Here is a 15,535-nt window from a genome sequence, read left to right as displayed (position 1 = left end):
AAAAATAGGAGGGAAGGGAGGGAAACCAATGAATATAGAGAAGCAGTGGGTCCAAGAAGATAGTGATTACATACGTAAGAAATTAATCGAATACAATATGTCACAAGTAGACGAGGAGACAAAGACGCCCCTGGAGCAAATCAGTTTTGTTATGAGGAACGATGAGGATGAAATCGTTGGCGGAGTGGTCGGAGAAATGTTCTGGCATCATCTCCATATTGATTTTCTATGGGTGGCAGATGACTATCGGCATGGAGGGTACGGCTCCAAACTGATTCACCGGATAGAAGAGTACGCCAGGGAGAATGGATGCCACCTCGTTATATTAGATACATTCAGCTTTCAAGCCCCTCATTTTTATAAAAAATTAGGGTATAAGGAATTCGGGGTCCTTAAAGATTTTCCTAAGGGCCATAGTCAGTATTTTATGGAGAAACGATTGTAGCAACCAGCAGGCGCTGGTTGTTTTTTTATTGGAGTTTTTTCTTCTATAAAATCCACAATATGCTTTTGAACCCCATTTTCTTAAAGAAATCAGATAAATGATGTTTTATGTTCGTTCCATCGGGTAAATATGTACTAAATAACACACGACGGGAGAGAGAAAAAGTGAGCTATATTAACCAAGGTAGAGAGCGCATTCAATTTGATCGCAAGGGTAAGAAAAAGGATTTACATATTCTGGAGTGCACACACTGTGAGAATGAATTCCGTTCAACGATGAATGTCAACCAAATCGAGTGCTCTCATTGTTCAACGTCCACAGACCCTAAATTGGACCTTTCGATTTTTAAAGTCATTGGATTTATTGAAAATTTTCAAGGGAGTGAAGTTCGTTGCTAAACAAGGATAAATTAGCCGATTTGAAAATGGATTTTAACGATATTCTTTGGATGAGTTCCGGAGTTGCTATTATTCTATTATTACTCGCATTAGCAAATTTCTTTATCCTGGCCTAATCATATTGTTGTGATTTGAAAAGTCCTGACTGTTTAGTAGGACTTTTTTTGTTGGGCAAAACTCTCCATTGAAAAAGCCTGCCCGCTTTTGGGATTAAAGCGGGCAGGCTTTTCTTTTGGTACTTATCCTTTATAGTTTTCATCGTACTCAAGATAAACAACATGAGTTTCCAGGTATTCGTTAAGGCCGTGTTTTCCATCTGCTCCGCCGATTCCGGATTGACCGCGGCCGGCGTGGAAACCATTGATGGCTTCAAAATTCTCACGATTGACGAAGGTTTCTCCGTATCGAAGTTCATTCGCCGCCCTCATGATTTCATGGAGGTTTTCACTGAAGATCGAGGAAGAAAGACCATATTCCGTATCGTTGGCAAGCTCGATGACTTCATCAAAATCCTTGTATGTCATAATTGGAAGGACCGGTCCAAAGATCTCTTCCTGGATGATCTCCATATCCTGTTTTACATCTATAAGAATGGTAGGCTCGTAGTAGAACCCTTTATCCATATTGAGCGGTTTCCCGCCGGTGAGGATTTTTGCTCCGTTTTCAACGGCAGTATTGACCATTTCAGTTACGGTCTCGAGGCGATCTTTATTCACAAGAGGCCCGATGTCGTTATCCCGGTTTGTCGGATCTCCGACTGTCGTGTTTTTCATCGCTTCGGTCATTTTGCTGATGAATTCCTCTGCTACATCCTCGTGGACATACACTCGTTCCGCGTTCGTGCATGCCTGCCCGGAGTTGGTGATTCTGGAAGTTTTGATCTTTTCGACGGCAAGATCAATATTTGCGTGCTTGGTGACGATGGCAGGGGCTTTACCGCCAAGCTCCAGGTTTACTTTTGTAATGGACTTCGATGCTGCTTCCATCACTTTTGAACCAGCCGGGTAGCTTCCCGTCATGGACACCATGCGTACTTTAGGGTGACTGGACATCGGGTTTCCGATATCGGAGCCTTTCCCGGTTACAAGGTTAAAGACTCCTTTTGGGAGCCCGATTTCGTCTATGATCTTAGCGAACTCACATGCGGTATTTGGTGTGTATTGACTCGGTTTCATCACGATCGTACAACCTGTCACAATCGCAGGGGCAACTTTCCTGGCGAGGATGAACATCGGGAAGTTCCATGGGACGATCCCTGCTACGACACCAATCGGCTTTTTGTAAACAAGAATATTTTCATTCGAGCGCTCACTCTCAAGGATTTCGCCTTCATATCTTAACGCCCAGCCTGCCATGTAGCGGAAATACTCGATGGCAGTATCCAGCTCACCTTCTGAGGCATCCAATGTCTTCCCGTTTTCTTCTGTCAGCATCTGAACAAATTGATCTTTACGTTCTTCCAGCTTATCGGCTATTTTATATAAATAGGAAGCACGCTCCTTGGAAGGGACCTTCTCCCATGAAAGAAAAGCAGAATGAGCAACCTCAATAGCGTGATTGACATCCTCTTCCGTTCCCATCTGAATGGAAGAAATCGTCTCCTCATTCGCAGGATTGATCACGTCCAACGTATCCTTCGACGTACTATCCACAAACTCACCATTAACATACAACTGATACTTCTTCACGATTACTCCTCCTTGTAAAACTGTTTCTCATCATATCTCCTTCTTTTCCCGTTCAATGGGGAGGGGTAAACATGGGGATGTGCGAGGGACGGACCTCGTTCCATACATATATTCAGCTAAGACCTAGATATAAAAGGGGTTAAGTGAGTGTGTTGGTTCGCTTCTGGAAATAAAATGAATAGAGGGACGGACCTCGTTTCACTCAATCCTTCAACCAAAACGCTGATTTAATAGGATTTGAGTAAAAATGGAGGTCCGTCCCTTATAAGGGTTATTTACTTGGTTCTGCGATTTTGACGAGTTGTTTGCCGATGTTTTTGCCTTGGAAGAGTCCGAGGAAGGCGTCGGTTACGTTTTCTAAGCCTTCTGTGATGGTTTCTTCGTATTGGAGTTTTCCTTGGGAAAGCCATTGGCCAAGCTCTGTTGCTCCTTCTTTGAAGCGTTCATTGTAGTCGTTGACGACAAAGCCTTTCATGAGTGCGCTTGATTTGATCAATCTGGTTTGTACGCGAGGTCCCAGATCACGATCCGTTTTATTATAAGAAGAAATCGCTCCGCACACTGGTACACGTGCATGTTTATTTAGTAAACTAAGGGCAGCGTCACCAATTTCGCCACCAACGTTTTCGAAATATACATCGATGCCGTTTGGACACGCTTCTTTTAACGCAGAGTAGATGTTGTCCGTTGTTTTGTAGTTGATTCCTTCGTCGAATCCAAGCGTATCTGTCAGGTAGCTTACTTTTTCATCCGAACCTGCTATACCGACAACACGAGCTCCTTTGATTTTGGCTATTTGTCCGACAACAGAGCCGACTGCACCTGCAGCACCGGACACAACCACGGTTTCGCCTTCTTTCGGTTGACCGATGTCAAGGAGTCCGAAGTATGCGGTCAATCCAGTCATTCCCAGTATACTAAGGTGAGTAGAGATAGGGGCGACATTCGGATCGATGGAGCGGACCTGTTTCTCATTGGCAAGGGAATATTCCTGCCAAGGCAGCATTCCTACTACGAAATCCCCTTTTTGGAAATGTTCAGATTCTGATTCAACGACTTCTCCAACGCCTCCGCCAGCCAACGCTTCGTTCAATTGGAATGGTTCTACATACGACTTGGCATCAGACATTCTGCCCCGCATATAGGGATCCACGGAAAGATAAAGTGTTTTGACTAATACTTGTCCTTTGGATGGTTTAGGAACTTCAATCTCTTTGAAGTTGAAATCCTCTTTTACAGGCATTCCTTCAGGACGGGCGACTAATTGGATTTGCTGCTGCTTTTCGGGTAACATCATGATTCCTCCTCGTAATTTTAAGCTGAAAATTTTTTTCCGATTACTTGAAACTTATCACATGGAGTCTAGGTTCTACAAAGAATAACACTTGAGAAAGGTGGGGTGAATGTGGCGAATAGCTGGGATGCGGAGGTCGCTGTCACCATTGAACAGGCAAGATTATTAATCGGGAATCAGTTCCCGGAACTTCATCCATCAAGAATGGAGATCATTGACTATGGATTCGATAATACGGTTATGAAAGTGAACAGCGATTGGGTCTTTCGGTTTCCAAGAAGGGATATAGCCGTGAAGCTTTTGGAAACAGAAGGAAAGCTCTTGCCACTGCTCGATGAAAAGAGTCTCGGACTCCGAATTCCGGTTCCGACCTTTTTTGGAAAGCCTTCCCCTCCATACAAATGGCCTTTTCTAGGCTACCGTTTTGTTGAAGGAACGATTCCATCCCGAGCACATGAGGTGGTTAGAGAAGGGGAGTCAGCCATCAAATTGGCATGGTTTCTAAAGAAGCTTCATTTGACGGATGCTTCAGAGGCTGTGAAACGGGGAGTCCCTCATGATGAATTAAATCGCTTAGATGTTAAAAAACGGATCCCGATCTTGGAAGAAAACATTCATGAAATCGAAGAACTAAACCTTTTTCACCAGATTGAAAGGTTAAAAGACTACCTTCAGCACGTACCAAAAAAGCCATTACCATCAGAAACCACGTTGGTTCATGGCGACCTTCATTTTAAAAATATTGTTGTGAATGGGGATGGAATCTTATCAGGGATTCTGGATTGGGGTGACGTTCATATTGGCCATCGAGCCATTGATTTAAACCTCGTGTACAGTTATCTCAATCCTCCGGGGCGGAATATGTTTTTTGAAGAATATGGAGAGGTAGAGGAAGTAGAGTTGGAATATGCACGGTTCAAAGCCATCTACACCAACATCGTCCTGCTTCTTTATGGCTATCATGAAAAGCAGCCTCATACAGTAGTGGAAGCCCAGAAAAGTTTAGAGCTTGCATTAATAAGAGGGACGGACCTTGGTGAGTAACACAAGGTCCGTCCCTCTTATGATATTATTTAACGTTTTTTTGGATATATTTCACGATTTTTCTCAGTTCATTCGCATGTGGACGGCCAAAGGGGCTCGTTTGTCTTTGCTGGTACATGGTTTGTCCTTTTTCATTGACGAGGAAGTAAGCCGGTTCACCATGTTGTCCGTGATCCTCATAAGGGGCATCTTCACCGTGATGGAACACATCATATGCTTTGATGGCCTCCAACTTTTCGTCTGCTAAGACAGGGAAAGTTAAATCCTCTTTGTTTGCAAACTCCTGCAAGTTCTCCAATTTATCACTGGAAATCGCCAGTATGTGAACATTATGTTTTTCAAAATCCTCTTTGTTTGCTTGTAGCTCTCTAAGTTCTTCCTGACATACCGGGCACCATGAGCCCCTGAAGAAAACGATGAGATGCCAGCTTTGATGTTCTTTTTGATGGTCCTCAAATGAGAACGTTTCACCTGAAACTGCCGGGAGCGTGAAATTTGGTACCGTATCATTTAATTGAAAAGTTGCCATTATTCATTCCTCCTATTGATTTCTTTCCACTCAGATAGGCATTAGGACAATCCTAACCAGATTGAAATACATACAGTATAGTAATTTATTTTGCTTACATGGAGTGTATTTCCCTTTATGTGAGAAACAAAACGTACTATTGTGCAGAGTGAGTAGAAAGGACGATGGATATGAGAAGAAATAAGACAGGTCCAAACCTGTGTATCTTCCCGGAATACAAATGGTGCGGACCAGGATGCAGCGGACCCGGTGCCCCCATCAATTCAGTAGACGCAGCATGCAAGGCCCATGACCTTTGCTATGAGCGATACGGTCCAAGCTGCCAGTGTGATCGGATGTTCATGAGGAAGCTGAAAACTGAAATCAATCCCGATTCTCGAAAAGGTAGACATGCTTTTCTTATGTATCAATATATGAAACTGCAGACGAGGGTTACGTGTCAGGGGCATCGTTGCCGTGGATCATGGATCTAGGCCGACGAGACCCGGCAACCTCTTTATTTGAAGGGGAGAGTATAGTAATATACCGTTTAACATAAAATGGGGAGTTCAATGGAGAACCGGTTCCCGGCACACACCCATAAAAAAACCAGCCCAAATCAAGCAGGCTGGCGACGCAGATTAAAATGGTTTGATAGACATTAAGATAATAAGAATAATGGCAGAACTATGTATAATGATATTGAATGGTTTTAATTCTGAGTTGATTTTTTCGTAAGATTCAGGGACGTCAGGAGCTCAAACAGCTGCTTCTTTTGTTCGGGATATGGATATTTACAAGGACGCTGAGGTCGTAAAGGTGAATCCGGATGCACCTCAGCTTCCACTTCGCGCAACTGTGTTGAAGGACGGAAAAACCTTGCTCATTCCAACGCCGCGCTTAAAGGACGGGTTTGTCATGATTAAGCCTGAATGGGTGCCCCGGGGAGAAGAGAGAAAGGCGGCGAGCATCAAGCATATGAATACATATGGAAAAGTCGTACCGCTCACAGATATACCTCCCATTCACCTGATAGTGTTCGGTTCCGTTGCCATTCATCATGATGGGAGAAGACTTGGAAAAGGAGAGGGCTATGCCGATCGTGAATACTCCATCCTGCGTGAAATCGGAAACAAGCCGGTGCAGGTCATCACGACCATAAACAGTGAGCTGCTTGTAGGAGACGACATCACTAGGGATTCCTATGACCTGGCCGTCGACTGGATCATCACCGAAGAAGGCAACACGGAAACCCACACCCCATACCCAAAACCACAGGGCATCGAATTGGACCACGTATCAGTAGACGAAATGGAAAAGATGCCGATCCTGAAGGAATTGAAGAATTTTTCTAGAGGGACGGACCTTTAATTTATAATCAATTGGCAAGAATGCTATAGGGACGGGTTTTTGTGGAAATTGGAGGTCCGTCCCTCAAAGTGACGGTCAAAGTGACGTAAAAAAACCCCCTGAAGGAGTAACACCTTCAGGGGGAGGTTGGGCTGGTTGTCAGAATAGGACAAGGCTTTATTAGTAACCCTCGACAACCAAATCCAGCTTCCCTGTTTCAGGACTGATGACGAGTCCGTGAACAGGGATTTTTTTATCCATCAACGGATGGTTCTTGATCATGTCGACGCTGTGGGCGACGCTTTCCTGTACTGAGCTGAAGCCTTTCAGCCAGTCGTGGAGGTCGATTCCCGAGTAGTTGACGGTGTCGAGTGTTTCTTCTGGAATCCCACGATCCTTCATTTTGTCCAGGATCTGGTGGCTGTCGATGGCGCTCATTCCGCAGTCGTGGTGACCGATCACGAGTACTTCATCTGCCTGGAGTTCATAGACCGCAACGAGGAGGCTGCGCATGATACTACCAAATGGATGACTCACGACAGCACCGGCGTTTTTAACGATTTTCACGTCGCCATTTTTCATGTTCATGGATTTAGGCAGAAGCTCTACTAAACGGGTATCCATACAAGTAAGAATAACTAATCGTTTGTCTGGAAACTTGGTTGTTCTGTACTCTTCGTATGAGTGTTCTTGTACAAACTGTTGGTTGTAATCAAGTATGTTCGTTAATAAAGTCATATCGTCTCTCCCATAAAGTAAATTTTTTATCACTTCACATTTAGCTGAAGGTGATTTTCTATCTCTTTTATTTTATCCATAATTTCTTGTCGATTCCAATCAGACGTATTGGAAAGTTTCAAATAAAGAGAAGATACTTTAGCCAGTACTTCTGTCAAATTCGGTTCTTTTCGTGGATACGTGGACTTACCCATGAGATCAAATAAGCCATTCATTTGATCTGACACTTTCTTGTATTGAGCGTCCTTAGAAATGAGGGCAACATGATAATATTGCTGTATATCTGAAAACTGATAGAAGATATCAAACAGCTCAAACGAATCATTTTTCTTCAAATTCAATTCCATTTCACCGGATAAATTCTTATGAATAATCCGTGCGAACTTTGGCGAGCTATCGTCTTCTACTATAGACATGAAGTTTTCTCCAGGCTTTAAAAAGTCATAACCCGAATTAGAAGCATCAATTAAATTAAATTGCCTATCCAATAGTAGATAAGGAATCGGGCATAAATGCAGATTTTCCACATGATCACTCCTTTGGGAAAGTAAATGGACGTCATTGCCCCGTTCCTCTCTACTGAGAAAAGTTTCATGTGGGATAACATTCAGTTGAACCTTATTAAGTTTGGCTGGATAAAATTAAGGAGCTAGCCTTTCTGGGAAACGAGCTGTCCGGACATATCCGTCAGGTACGCATTGAGTTCTAACAAGTCATTAAAGCTTTCTACCTGTGATTTTTCCAGGAAATCCAGGGTATAGTTTGAAATCAACCGGCCCCCGACCAGAATTTCAATCTCTTGATTATGCTCTCTGATCTCTTCGACGCACTCTTTCAATCGAGTCAGTTCGGTTGTCATCCCGATCGATATTCCAATGGCATGAGGTCTCCAGGCACTAATAAAGGTTAATACATCTTTGACAGGGACGTTGGCTCCCAAGTAACGTGTATTCCATTGCTTTTCTTTGAATACTTCGTTCGCGAGTTCCAACCCTAAACTGTGATGTTCACCTTCTATACAAAATAAAAGAGCTTTAGGGTGGTTTTCCAAAGCTTCTTGATGGGTAAATACGGTAGCAAGTAAATATTTAAGGGTTGCAGTAGCTAAATGCTCATCTGCAACGGTAATTTGATTTTTCTCCCAAAGATCACCGATCCTATACATAGATGGTTTAATAATTTTCTCATAAAAAGTAAAATTATCTATTTTTGAGTGAATAGAAGACGAATGTAATTCCATTAATGAATGCACGTCTCCCGCGAGAATAGACTTGGTGAAAGCCTGGACCAGCTGATTCATTTATGATCACTCCTAGCAAAAATACCAATAACTATATTCAATAGATAGAATTGAAATTCCTGCTACAAATTTCAATCTATAATTGGATTGACTTTCCCAATGTTCTTATTTAATATAACCTCTGTAACACTAAACTCAAGTACCTGAGAGAGGTTCATAGCATTAACCCTCTATAAAAAACTATGGTTCTATGAATCTAACATGAGGTTTTCTAAAACATGTTATCATTAAAGCGTAACAGGATAGGACAATTTTTGCAATTTTACTGCCTGTTACTCCGATTCTTAGGCTAATGCTATGTCCTCCTTCATTCGAGGCACTCTGAAGGGGAGGATTTTTACATGTCAGGAAGAAAAGACGAAGATTTAACAGATCTATCATTATTAGGAAATCAAGGGACAAATTACTTATTCGAGTATGCCCCACACATTTTGGAAGCATTCGACAATAAGCATCCGAACCGGGACTATTTTGTGAAGTTCAACTGTCCTGAATTCACAAGTCTCTGTCCGAAAACAGGTCAACCGGACTTCGCTGCCATCTACATCAGCTATATACCAGGTGAAAAGATGGTGGAAAGTAAATCACTCAAGCTTTACTTATTCAGCTTCAGAAATCATGGTGATTTCCATGAAGACTGCATGAACATCATCATGAATGACCTCATCGAATTGATGGATCCACGCTACATCGAAGTGTGGGGGAAGTTCACCCCACGCGGAGGAATCAGCATTGATCCATACTGTAACTACGGAAAGCCAGGTACGAAATACGAAAAGATGGCAGACCACCGCTTGATGAACCATGATTTGTATCCTGAGAAGATTGATAATCGATAAGATGGGAAGGACGATTCTTTAATGGGATCGTTCTTTTTTTGCGGTGGAAGCTAAAATTCACACTATACCCTAATGGTTAACCCCTAAACCCAAACCCCATCCTCATCACATCTGAAAACCCTTCCAATTTTCACAATTATTAAACCTTATTTTTTTGACCGGATTCCCTTTACAAAGGGTCTTGATGGGCTTTATAATCCCGTTGTTCAACTATTTACGGAAACCAAAAAAATTTTAAAGAAAAAGGAGGTTGCGGTGATGCGACAAAGAATATTTTCCTTCTTAATGATGAATCTTGGAGCATTTCTTGTTTCAGTGAATGTCCATTTTTTCTTATCGCCTAATAATTTAGCGACAGGGGGAGTAAGTGGATTGTCAATCATCATGAACGATCTGTTTCCGGGTCTTTCCCTTGGACTGTTCATGATCATAATCAATATCGTGTTATTTATCGTCGGTGTGATCTTTCTCGGCTTTAATTTCGGAGCGAAAACCATTTACGCAAGTTTCGCCCTTTCATTCTATGTTTGGTTATTAGAGAGATTTGCTCCCATGAGTGCGCCATTGAGTGATGATATTTTGATTCAATTGATTATCGGTCAATGCATTGCCGCAACCGGTATGGCCATTGTGTTCAACCAGCAGGCATCAACGGGTGGAACGGATATCGTGGCTCTGATCTTTAATAAATATTTCAATATAGATGTAGGCAGAGGTGTCTTACTGGCAGATTTATCAATCGCCACGTCCTCAGCCGTACTATTCGGACCGCAAGTCGGAATGTATGCCTTCTTCGGTGTCATCCTGAACGGACTGGTCATCGATTATGCACTGCAGCAATTCAATTCAAATAAAGAGATTGTGATCATCAGCCGATACAGCGATGAAATCAAGTCTTATATCGTTCATGAACTGGGAAAAGGAGCGACGATTCATACGGCAACGGGAGCGTTCACGTCCGATGAGAAGGAAGTCATCACGACCATCCTTGGTCGCAAGGACTTTACCAAGCTGAAAGGATTCATCACCCAGGTTGATAATCGCGCCTTCATCACGGTCCATACGATGAATGAAATACTCGGCCAAAACTTCAAACGATTGGCATAGAATCAAAGCTTCACCTTTCAATAAGGTGGAGCTTTGTCTTTGTCAAAAGCTCTCTTTGCAAAGATTGTTTTTTAGTTACATAGGAACTGCTTTGGCTCTGTCAATCAGTGTATGCTTAGATGGTGAGGGGAACTGCTTCGCTTTCCGCGGACGTTCGGCCGAGCCTCCTCAGCTTCGCTTCCGGGGTCTCGGCACGCCCGTACTTCCGCAGGAGTCTACGCAGTTCCCCACACCATCTATATGGAAATTTCGTGACAGAGCTTAAAAGTGACAAAAACTCTCTATAGTAAACGGACTACTGCTCTCTTTAAGAGGGGTCCTTTTCCACGGTAGCATTGTTTGTTTCATTTGATAGATAGTTAGATGATCCACCGATCTATGAGTTAACAATATTTTTTTTTTACGCCTTTGTAGATAGTCCATTTTGGGAATAAAAGCTCAACTTATCTACACTAGGAGTGTTTTTTCGTTTGTATATCCATATAAATAGCAGTCAGAATTTAGTAGCACAGAGTGGATTGTAGCGGAAGGCACTTGACTCCTGCGGGAGATAGAGGAAAGGTCGAGACCCCGCAGACGGAACGTCGAGGAGGCTCGACTTCCTCCCCGCGGAAAGCAAGTGCCTGGAGCGAAAAGGAACGGTCCAGGTTTTCACACTACCATTCATTCAAAAGATGAATTTCCTTTTTTAGAATCTACGAATAATAACTGGGGGAAACGAGGATGCGCACCGCCGTACTTTCTCTGTTTAAATAGCAACAATGTTTACGAAAAGAGCCTTGTCATAAAATATTGTTCTACTTTCCAAAAAATAAAGGAAAATATTACCCTTTTCCTGTATAAATAGAAGGTAGGGGGTGGAAGTATGGAAAAAGAAGAGTTTGAACGCCTGGAACGGAAAATCAGCACTCTGGAAAAAGAGTTATACCTGGTGAAAAGGCAGTTGATACAAGCAAAGAGCGAAAGTGAAGCGCCTATTATTCAAAAAGCAGAAGTGTATGCGGAACCTGAAAAGCCGTTCCCTGCTGAAAAAGATGAGCCATTCATCGAAAAAGAACCATTCGATTTTTCAGTGGAACGCTGGCTTCCGAAAGTGTTTCTATTTGTTCTTCTGATAGGAAGTATCTGGGGCTTTATGGCTGCTTCTCAAAATGGCTGGGTTACCCCCGGTTTAAGGGTGTTAACGGGGGCTGTCATCAGTATCGTGATGTATTTCTTAGGAGAACGGTATAGCCGGGATCAGAGGAAATTATCCATCACGCTGCTATCGGGAAGCATCGTCCTTGCGATCATTACGTTATTCTCAGCAAACATTTTGTATGGATATATAGGTGGACTCATCACGAATCTACTATTAATGGTCATTATTTCTGTCGGACTGTGGACTTCTCATAAGCACCGTTCTGAAGTTGTCCTGTGCTTGATTGGGGCAGGGGCGTATCTGTTTCCGTTTATTTTCGCAGGGGACGAACGGAATGAGTGGTTGTTTTACGGATATGAGTTAGTAATGTTCTTTGTGTTAATGACGTTCAGTACGGTGAAACGATACCGGATTGCCTGGAATATTCATTATTATTTACTTTATTTCTCATTGTTTTTCTTTGCAGTCTTTGGAGTAGGGGCGTTGACACTGACCGTTCTGATTCCATTTGCGATTCAGCATGCCTATGTTTTACTGTTGATCGTGCTGGGCCGCGATGAGCGGGTGAGTGCCGAAATGATTCCTGCTCTAGTGTCAGGCTCCTTCATCCTTCTCGGATTATTGAATGATATTTACGCAGCGATCCCACTCTTTTATTATGTGACTTTCGCAGCGGTGTATATCGGCGTATCGTTCATTGAACAGAAGGAAAAGAAACAAACAAAGGATGTCCTGCTGGTCTTAGGTTTCCTGCATGTGCTCCTCTTCTTATTTGAACTATTAGAATACGATTGGCGCTTTGTCTTAGTTGGCATTCAGGCTACGGCCCTATTATGGCTTGCGGGAAGAAGGGAAAGCTATCTTGGTTTGGCTGCTTCCATTCTTTTGATGATGTGTCCAATCCTCGCAGTGCTGGTCGGTGCATCAGATGATTTCTTCACGATTGAACTGCCGATTTTTGTGATCGCTTTTGGGTATGTGTATCTGTTTTCCCATTACAATACAAATAAGGCCTCTTTCTTAAACGTGTCGAAAACGGCGATTAAAGTCGTGTTGACAGGGCTTGTGATGTTATTTGTGTTACGTTTGACGGATTTCATTGTAATCGGTTGGGATTATACCCCACGAACCACCGCCTTCACCGTAGCGATTGCAGCTCTGTCCATTGCTTATCTCATTTTCGGTGAAAGCAGGAAGGACGCCTTTTACCGCTGGGTGGGGATCAGCTTTTTAGCCCTGGCATTGGTGAAATTCTTCCTGGCAGATCTGGTGTTCCTGGATTTCACGATCCGCGCCATGATTCTGATTCCAATCGGAGTGATCGGTCTTGTGTTATCAAGAATTTTGTATAAAAAGAAATAAACACATTGCAAAAGCTTTCAGAATAATTATATAATGATGATATTAACTAACGTGTAATGGAGAAGGAGGTGGAATTGAGATGAATCGTTCTGTAGGATTGCGTGGGAAGTATTTAGACTATATTTACATTTGCTGTGCAATTTTTCATGCATTTGCGCTCAAAGGGACACGTATGCCCTTTTTCAGCAAATGAATATGAATACTGAACGGTAAGAGGTCTCAATTCCAATCACTTTTCTATAAAGAATCGGAAAAGGGGGCGTTTTCGCTCTCTTTTTTATGCCTTCTTTTTTAAAAGGGGGAAGTGCGGTACAATCGCACTTCGATTAGCCATGGGCGAGCCTTCTGCTTCCTCATGGCTTTTTTGTGATCATAACGGAACCTCTTACCTTAAAATAGATGACCGAAAGGAAGAGGAAAATGATACTATGCAGTGCACAGGAATTAAGCAAGATGTTTGGAGGACATTTAATATTTGAGGACTTATCCTTTGAAATACCGGAAAGGGCAAGAATCGGTCTCGTTGGCAGAAATGGGACGGGCAAGACGACGATTTTTAAATTATTATCAGGAGTCGAATCCCCTGATAAAGGACTCGTTCATTTAAAAAAGGGAGCCAAGGTAGGCTATCTTGCGCAAATCCCTGACTATCCGGAAGGGACGAAAGGACTCGACGTATTACGCTCTGCGTTTTCCAATTTGATCAAGACCGGTGAGCGCTTAAAAGAGTTGGAATTTCAAATGGGGACGGAGCAGGATGCTGACAATCTCAACCGTTTATTAGAGGAATACGGCAAAATTCAGGACGGATTCACCCTTGCCGGGGGATATGAAATTGAATCCAATATTGCAAAAATCGTTAATGGATTGGAGATCAGTGAACTGGTGGATAAGGACTTCAATGACTGCAGCGGTGGGGAACAAACCAAGCTTTGTTTAGGCTTGATACTTTTGCAAAAGCCTGACCTTCTGCTCCTTGATGAACCAACGAACCACTTGGATATCGGAGCCGTTGAATGGCTGGAGGATTTTTTGAAAGAGTATGAGGGCACTGTCGTGTGTATTTCCCATGATCGCTATTTTCTAGATCACGTGATTACCAAGGTGTATGACTTAGAGGACGGGGAATTGACGATTTATCATACGAATTACTCCGGATTTGTGAAGGAAAAGGAAGAACGTCTGATGATTGAATTTCAAGCCTATCAAGAGCAACAGAAGAAAATCAAGAAAATGAAGGAAGCCATCAAACGATTGAAGGAATGGGCGAATCAGGCCAATCCTCCTAATGAAGCTTTGCATAAACGGGCACGTAACATGGAGAGGGCGTTAGAACGGATGGAGAAGGTCAAGCGCCCGATTCTGGACCGTAAGAAGATGGGATTGGAGTTTGAAGAAACAGATCGAAGCGGGAAAATCGTGTTTTCCATGGAGGGTGCTTCAAAGGCTTATGGAGACAAAAGCTTGTTCAGTGACTCCGATCTCCTCGTCCATTTCAGGGATCGTACGGCGATTGTCGGACAGAATGGAACCGGTAAATCAACGATTATCAGAATGTTGCTGGGAGAAGAGACCGCCGATGCAGGTGTGGTGAAAATCGGAAGCAATGTGAAGTTAGGCTACCTTTCTCAGCAGTTTACGGTGGCGGATCCAAGTGTTCGTTTGATTGATGCGTTCCGGGAAGGGGTTCCCGTGACAGAGGGGGATGCCCGGCATATTCTCGCCAGGTTTTTATTTTACGGACCGAATGTGTTCAGGAAAGTGGGTCAGCTGAGCGGTGGGGAAAAGATGAGACTCCGCCTTGCCCAATTGATGCATCAGGATATTAACTTCCTTGTCCTGGATGAGCCGACGAACCATCTGGATATCGATTCACGAGAGGTGTTGGAGGACGCACTGGAGGACTTTAAAGGTACGATTCTGGCTGTATCTCATGATCGGTACTTTTTAAATAAGCTATTTAAGAAAACGTACTGGATTCATAAGGGCGAGCTTTATTTCTTTGATGGCCCTTATAGCTGGGCAAAAGAAAAGCTCCCTGAACTTATTCCGCAGGAGGTTCCTGCAGCACCCGTGAAAAAAGAAGCACCCCCTAAAGCAGCTCCGGTAAAACCGTCGCGGTCGATGGAAGAAGTTGAAGCTGAGCTGGAACGGGTTGAAGAAGAGATTTTTAACCTTGAAAAGATGCTTCTGACCCAAGGGGACTTGGACATCCTTCAGGAACTGTATAAGGAAAAAGAACAGAAAGAGCAGGATCGAAACAAAATGTATCAGGAGTTGGAAGAATTAATGGGCTAATGTAGAAGGGGGGATGACGATAG

At 43.1% G+C, this 15,535-nt stretch carries 17 protein-coding genes; 11 read left to right on the top strand and 6 right to left on the bottom strand.

Annotation, left to right across the window (positions count from 1 at the left end; all coding sequences use genetic code 11):
- Positions 1-28 precede the first annotated feature (28 nt).
- The 3 genes from ACIFOD_RS17075 (at position 29) to ACIFOD_RS17065 (ending at position 959) form a co-directional block, all read left to right on the top strand.
- The gene (locus ACIFOD_RS17075) at positions 29-445 is read left to right on the top strand and encodes a GNAT family N-acetyltransferase (protein WP_430315622.1); all 417 of its coding nucleotides are present in this window, start codon (positions 29-31) and stop codon (positions 443-445) included.
- Between the two features lie 164 nt (positions 446-609).
- A complete protein-coding gene (locus ACIFOD_RS17070; protein WP_428975254.1) occupies positions 610-843 on the top strand; it encodes a hypothetical protein in 234 nt (77 codons plus the stop codon).
- Positions 837-959 carry a hypothetical protein gene (locus ACIFOD_RS17065; RefSeq protein ID WP_262371836.1) on the top strand — a complete coding sequence of 41 codons (123 nt, stop codon included), beginning with the start codon at positions 837-839 and terminating at the stop codon, positions 957-959. The genes ACIFOD_RS17070 and ACIFOD_RS17065 overlap by 7 nt, the downstream gene beginning before the upstream one ends.
- 123 nt (positions 960-1,082) lie before the next feature.
- Here ACIFOD_RS17065 and aldA read toward each other — a convergent pair whose 3' ends face one another.
- Together aldA and ACIFOD_RS17055 are read right to left on the bottom strand one after the other, a co-directional pair.
- A complete protein-coding gene (aldA, locus tag ACIFOD_RS17060; protein WP_430315621.1) occupies positions 1,083-2,531 on the bottom strand; it encodes an aldehyde dehydrogenase in 1,449 nt (482 codons plus the stop codon).
- 271 nt (positions 2,532-2,802) lie between these two features.
- A complete protein-coding gene (locus ACIFOD_RS17055; protein WP_430315620.1) occupies positions 2,803-3,825 on the bottom strand; it encodes an NADP-dependent oxidoreductase in 1,023 nt (340 codons plus the stop codon).
- A 111-nt stretch (positions 3,826-3,936) separates the two neighbouring features.
- Between ACIFOD_RS17055 and ACIFOD_RS17050 the strand changes: the two genes are divergently transcribed.
- Positions 3,937-4,869: a phosphotransferase gene (locus ACIFOD_RS17050; protein WP_430315619.1), complete on the top strand. Its 933-nt coding sequence runs from the start codon at positions 3,937-3,939 to the stop codon at positions 4,867-4,869.
- 25 nt (positions 4,870-4,894) lie between these two features.
- Here ACIFOD_RS17050 and ACIFOD_RS17045 read toward each other — a convergent pair whose 3' ends face one another.
- Entirely contained in the window at positions 4,895-5,398 is a 504-nt protein-coding gene (locus ACIFOD_RS17045; RefSeq protein WP_430315618.1) for a peroxiredoxin family protein, read from the bottom strand.
- Between the two features lie 170 nt (positions 5,399-5,568).
- Here ACIFOD_RS17045 and ACIFOD_RS17040 point away from each other — a divergent pair, with 170 nt between their 5' ends.
- Together ACIFOD_RS17040 and ACIFOD_RS17035 are read left to right on the top strand one after the other, a co-directional pair.
- Positions 5,569-5,871 carry a phospholipase gene (locus ACIFOD_RS17040; RefSeq protein WP_430315617.1) on the top strand — a complete coding sequence of 101 codons (303 nt, stop codon included), beginning with the start codon at positions 5,569-5,571 and terminating at the stop codon, positions 5,869-5,871.
- A gap of 292 nt (positions 5,872-6,163) precedes the next feature.
- Entirely contained in the window at positions 6,164-6,748 is a 585-nt protein-coding gene (locus ACIFOD_RS17035; protein WP_430315616.1) for a 5-formyltetrahydrofolate cyclo-ligase, read from the top strand.
- Between the two features lie 159 nt (positions 6,749-6,907).
- Here the strand turns inward: ACIFOD_RS17035 and ACIFOD_RS17030 are convergent, their stop codons facing one another.
- The 3 genes from ACIFOD_RS17030 to ACIFOD_RS17020 form a co-directional block, all read right to left on the bottom strand.
- The gene (locus ACIFOD_RS17030; protein WP_397552987.1) at positions 6,908-7,465 is read right to left on the bottom strand and encodes a beta-class carbonic anhydrase; all 558 of its coding nucleotides are present in this window, start codon (positions 7,463-7,465) and stop codon (positions 6,908-6,910) included.
- Between the two features lie 29 nt (positions 7,466-7,494).
- Positions 7,495-7,992 carry a hypothetical protein gene (locus ACIFOD_RS17025; protein ID WP_430315615.1) on the bottom strand — a complete coding sequence of 166 codons (498 nt, stop codon included), beginning with the start codon at positions 7,990-7,992 and terminating at the stop codon, positions 7,495-7,497.
- Positions 7,993-8,114: 122 nt separating this feature from the next.
- Positions 8,115-8,765, bottom strand: a complete 651-nt coding sequence (locus ACIFOD_RS17020) for a cobalamin B12-binding domain-containing protein (protein WP_430315614.1) — start codon at positions 8,763-8,765, stop codon at positions 8,115-8,117.
- A 341-nt stretch (positions 8,766-9,106) separates the two neighbouring features.
- On the opposite strand from ACIFOD_RS17020, the gene queF reads away from it, so the two are divergent.
- From queF to abc-f, 5 genes are all read left to right on the top strand, one after another.
- On the top strand, positions 9,107-9,604 hold the full coding sequence (gene queF / locus ACIFOD_RS17015; protein ID WP_397552984.1) for a preQ(1) synthase: 498 nt from the start codon (positions 9,107-9,109) through the stop codon (positions 9,602-9,604).
- A 258-nt stretch (positions 9,605-9,862) separates the two neighbouring features.
- Complete coding sequence (locus ACIFOD_RS17010) at positions 9,863-10,711, top strand: YitT family protein (protein ID WP_430315613.1); 849 nt, start codon at positions 9,863-9,865, stop codon at positions 10,709-10,711.
- A gap of 865 nt (positions 10,712-11,576) precedes the next feature.
- A complete protein-coding gene (locus tag ACIFOD_RS17005) occupies positions 11,577-13,214 on the top strand; it encodes a DUF2339 domain-containing protein (RefSeq protein ID WP_430315612.1) in 1,638 nt (545 codons plus the stop codon).
- A gap of 79 nt (positions 13,215-13,293) precedes the next feature.
- Positions 13,294-13,407 (top strand): RAxF-45 family protein, encoded by a 114-nt coding sequence (locus ACIFOD_RS17000; RefSeq protein WP_430315611.1) that lies wholly within the window; start codon positions 13,294-13,296, stop codon positions 13,405-13,407.
- 227 nt (positions 13,408-13,634) lie between these two features.
- Positions 13,635-15,512: a ribosomal protection-like ABC-F family protein gene (gene abc-f / locus ACIFOD_RS16995; RefSeq protein WP_430315610.1), complete on the top strand. Its 1,878-nt coding sequence runs from the start codon at positions 13,635-13,637 to the stop codon at positions 15,510-15,512.
- Positions 15,513-15,535: the final 23 nt, after the last annotated feature.

Origin of the sequence: Rossellomorea sp. NRS-1567 (genome assembly GCF_050467885.1) — a bacterium.
GTDB lineage: Bacteria > Bacillota > Bacilli > Bacillales > Bacillaceae_B > Rossellomorea > Rossellomorea aquimaris_C.
Note: the sequence above shows the minus strand (reverse complement) of the source record. Positions and strands in the feature narration are given on the sequence as shown.

What these genes read in the sequence shown, in the direction of transcription:
- ACIFOD_RS17005 (WP_430315612.1), top strand. Translation starts at nt 11,577, where the DNA reads ATGGAAAAAGAAGAGTTTGAACGCCTGGAACGGAAAATCAGCACTCTG.
- ACIFOD_RS17010 (WP_430315613.1), top strand. Translation starts at nt 9,863, where the DNA reads ATGCGACAAAGAATATTTTCCTTCTTAATGATGAATCTTGGAGCATTT.
- ACIFOD_RS17055 (WP_430315620.1), bottom strand. Translation starts at nt 3,825, where the DNA reads ATGTTACCCGAAAAGCAGCAGCAAATCCAATTAGTCGCCCGTCCTGAA.
- ACIFOD_RS17030 (WP_397552987.1), bottom strand. Translation starts at nt 7,465, where the DNA reads ATGACTTTATTAACGAACATACTTGATTACAACCAACAGTTTGTACAA.
- ACIFOD_RS17000 (WP_430315611.1), top strand. Translation starts at nt 13,294, where the DNA reads ATGAATCGTTCTGTAGGATTGCGTGGGAAGTATTTAGACTATATTTAC.
- ACIFOD_RS17040 (WP_430315617.1), top strand. Translation starts at nt 5,569, where the DNA reads ATGAGAAGAAATAAGACAGGTCCAAACCTGTGTATCTTCCCGGAATAC.
- ACIFOD_RS17020 (WP_430315614.1), bottom strand. Translation starts at nt 8,765, where the DNA reads ATGAATCAGCTGGTCCAGGCTTTCACCAAGTCTATTCTCGCGGGAGAC.
- abc-f (WP_430315610.1), top strand. Translation starts at nt 13,635, where the DNA reads ATGATACTATGCAGTGCACAGGAATTAAGCAAGATGTTTGGAGGACAT.
- queF (WP_397552984.1), top strand. Translation starts at nt 9,107, where the DNA reads ATGTCAGGAAGAAAAGACGAAGATTTAACAGATCTATCATTATTAGGA.
- ACIFOD_RS17035 (WP_430315616.1), top strand. Translation starts at nt 6,164, where the DNA reads ATGGATATTTACAAGGACGCTGAGGTCGTAAAGGTGAATCCGGATGCA.
- ACIFOD_RS17045 (WP_430315618.1), bottom strand. Translation starts at nt 5,398, where the DNA reads ATGGCAACTTTTCAATTAAATGATACGGTACCAAATTTCACGCTCCCG.
- ACIFOD_RS17075 (WP_430315622.1), top strand. Translation starts at nt 29, where the DNA reads ATGAATATAGAGAAGCAGTGGGTCCAAGAAGATAGTGATTACATACGT.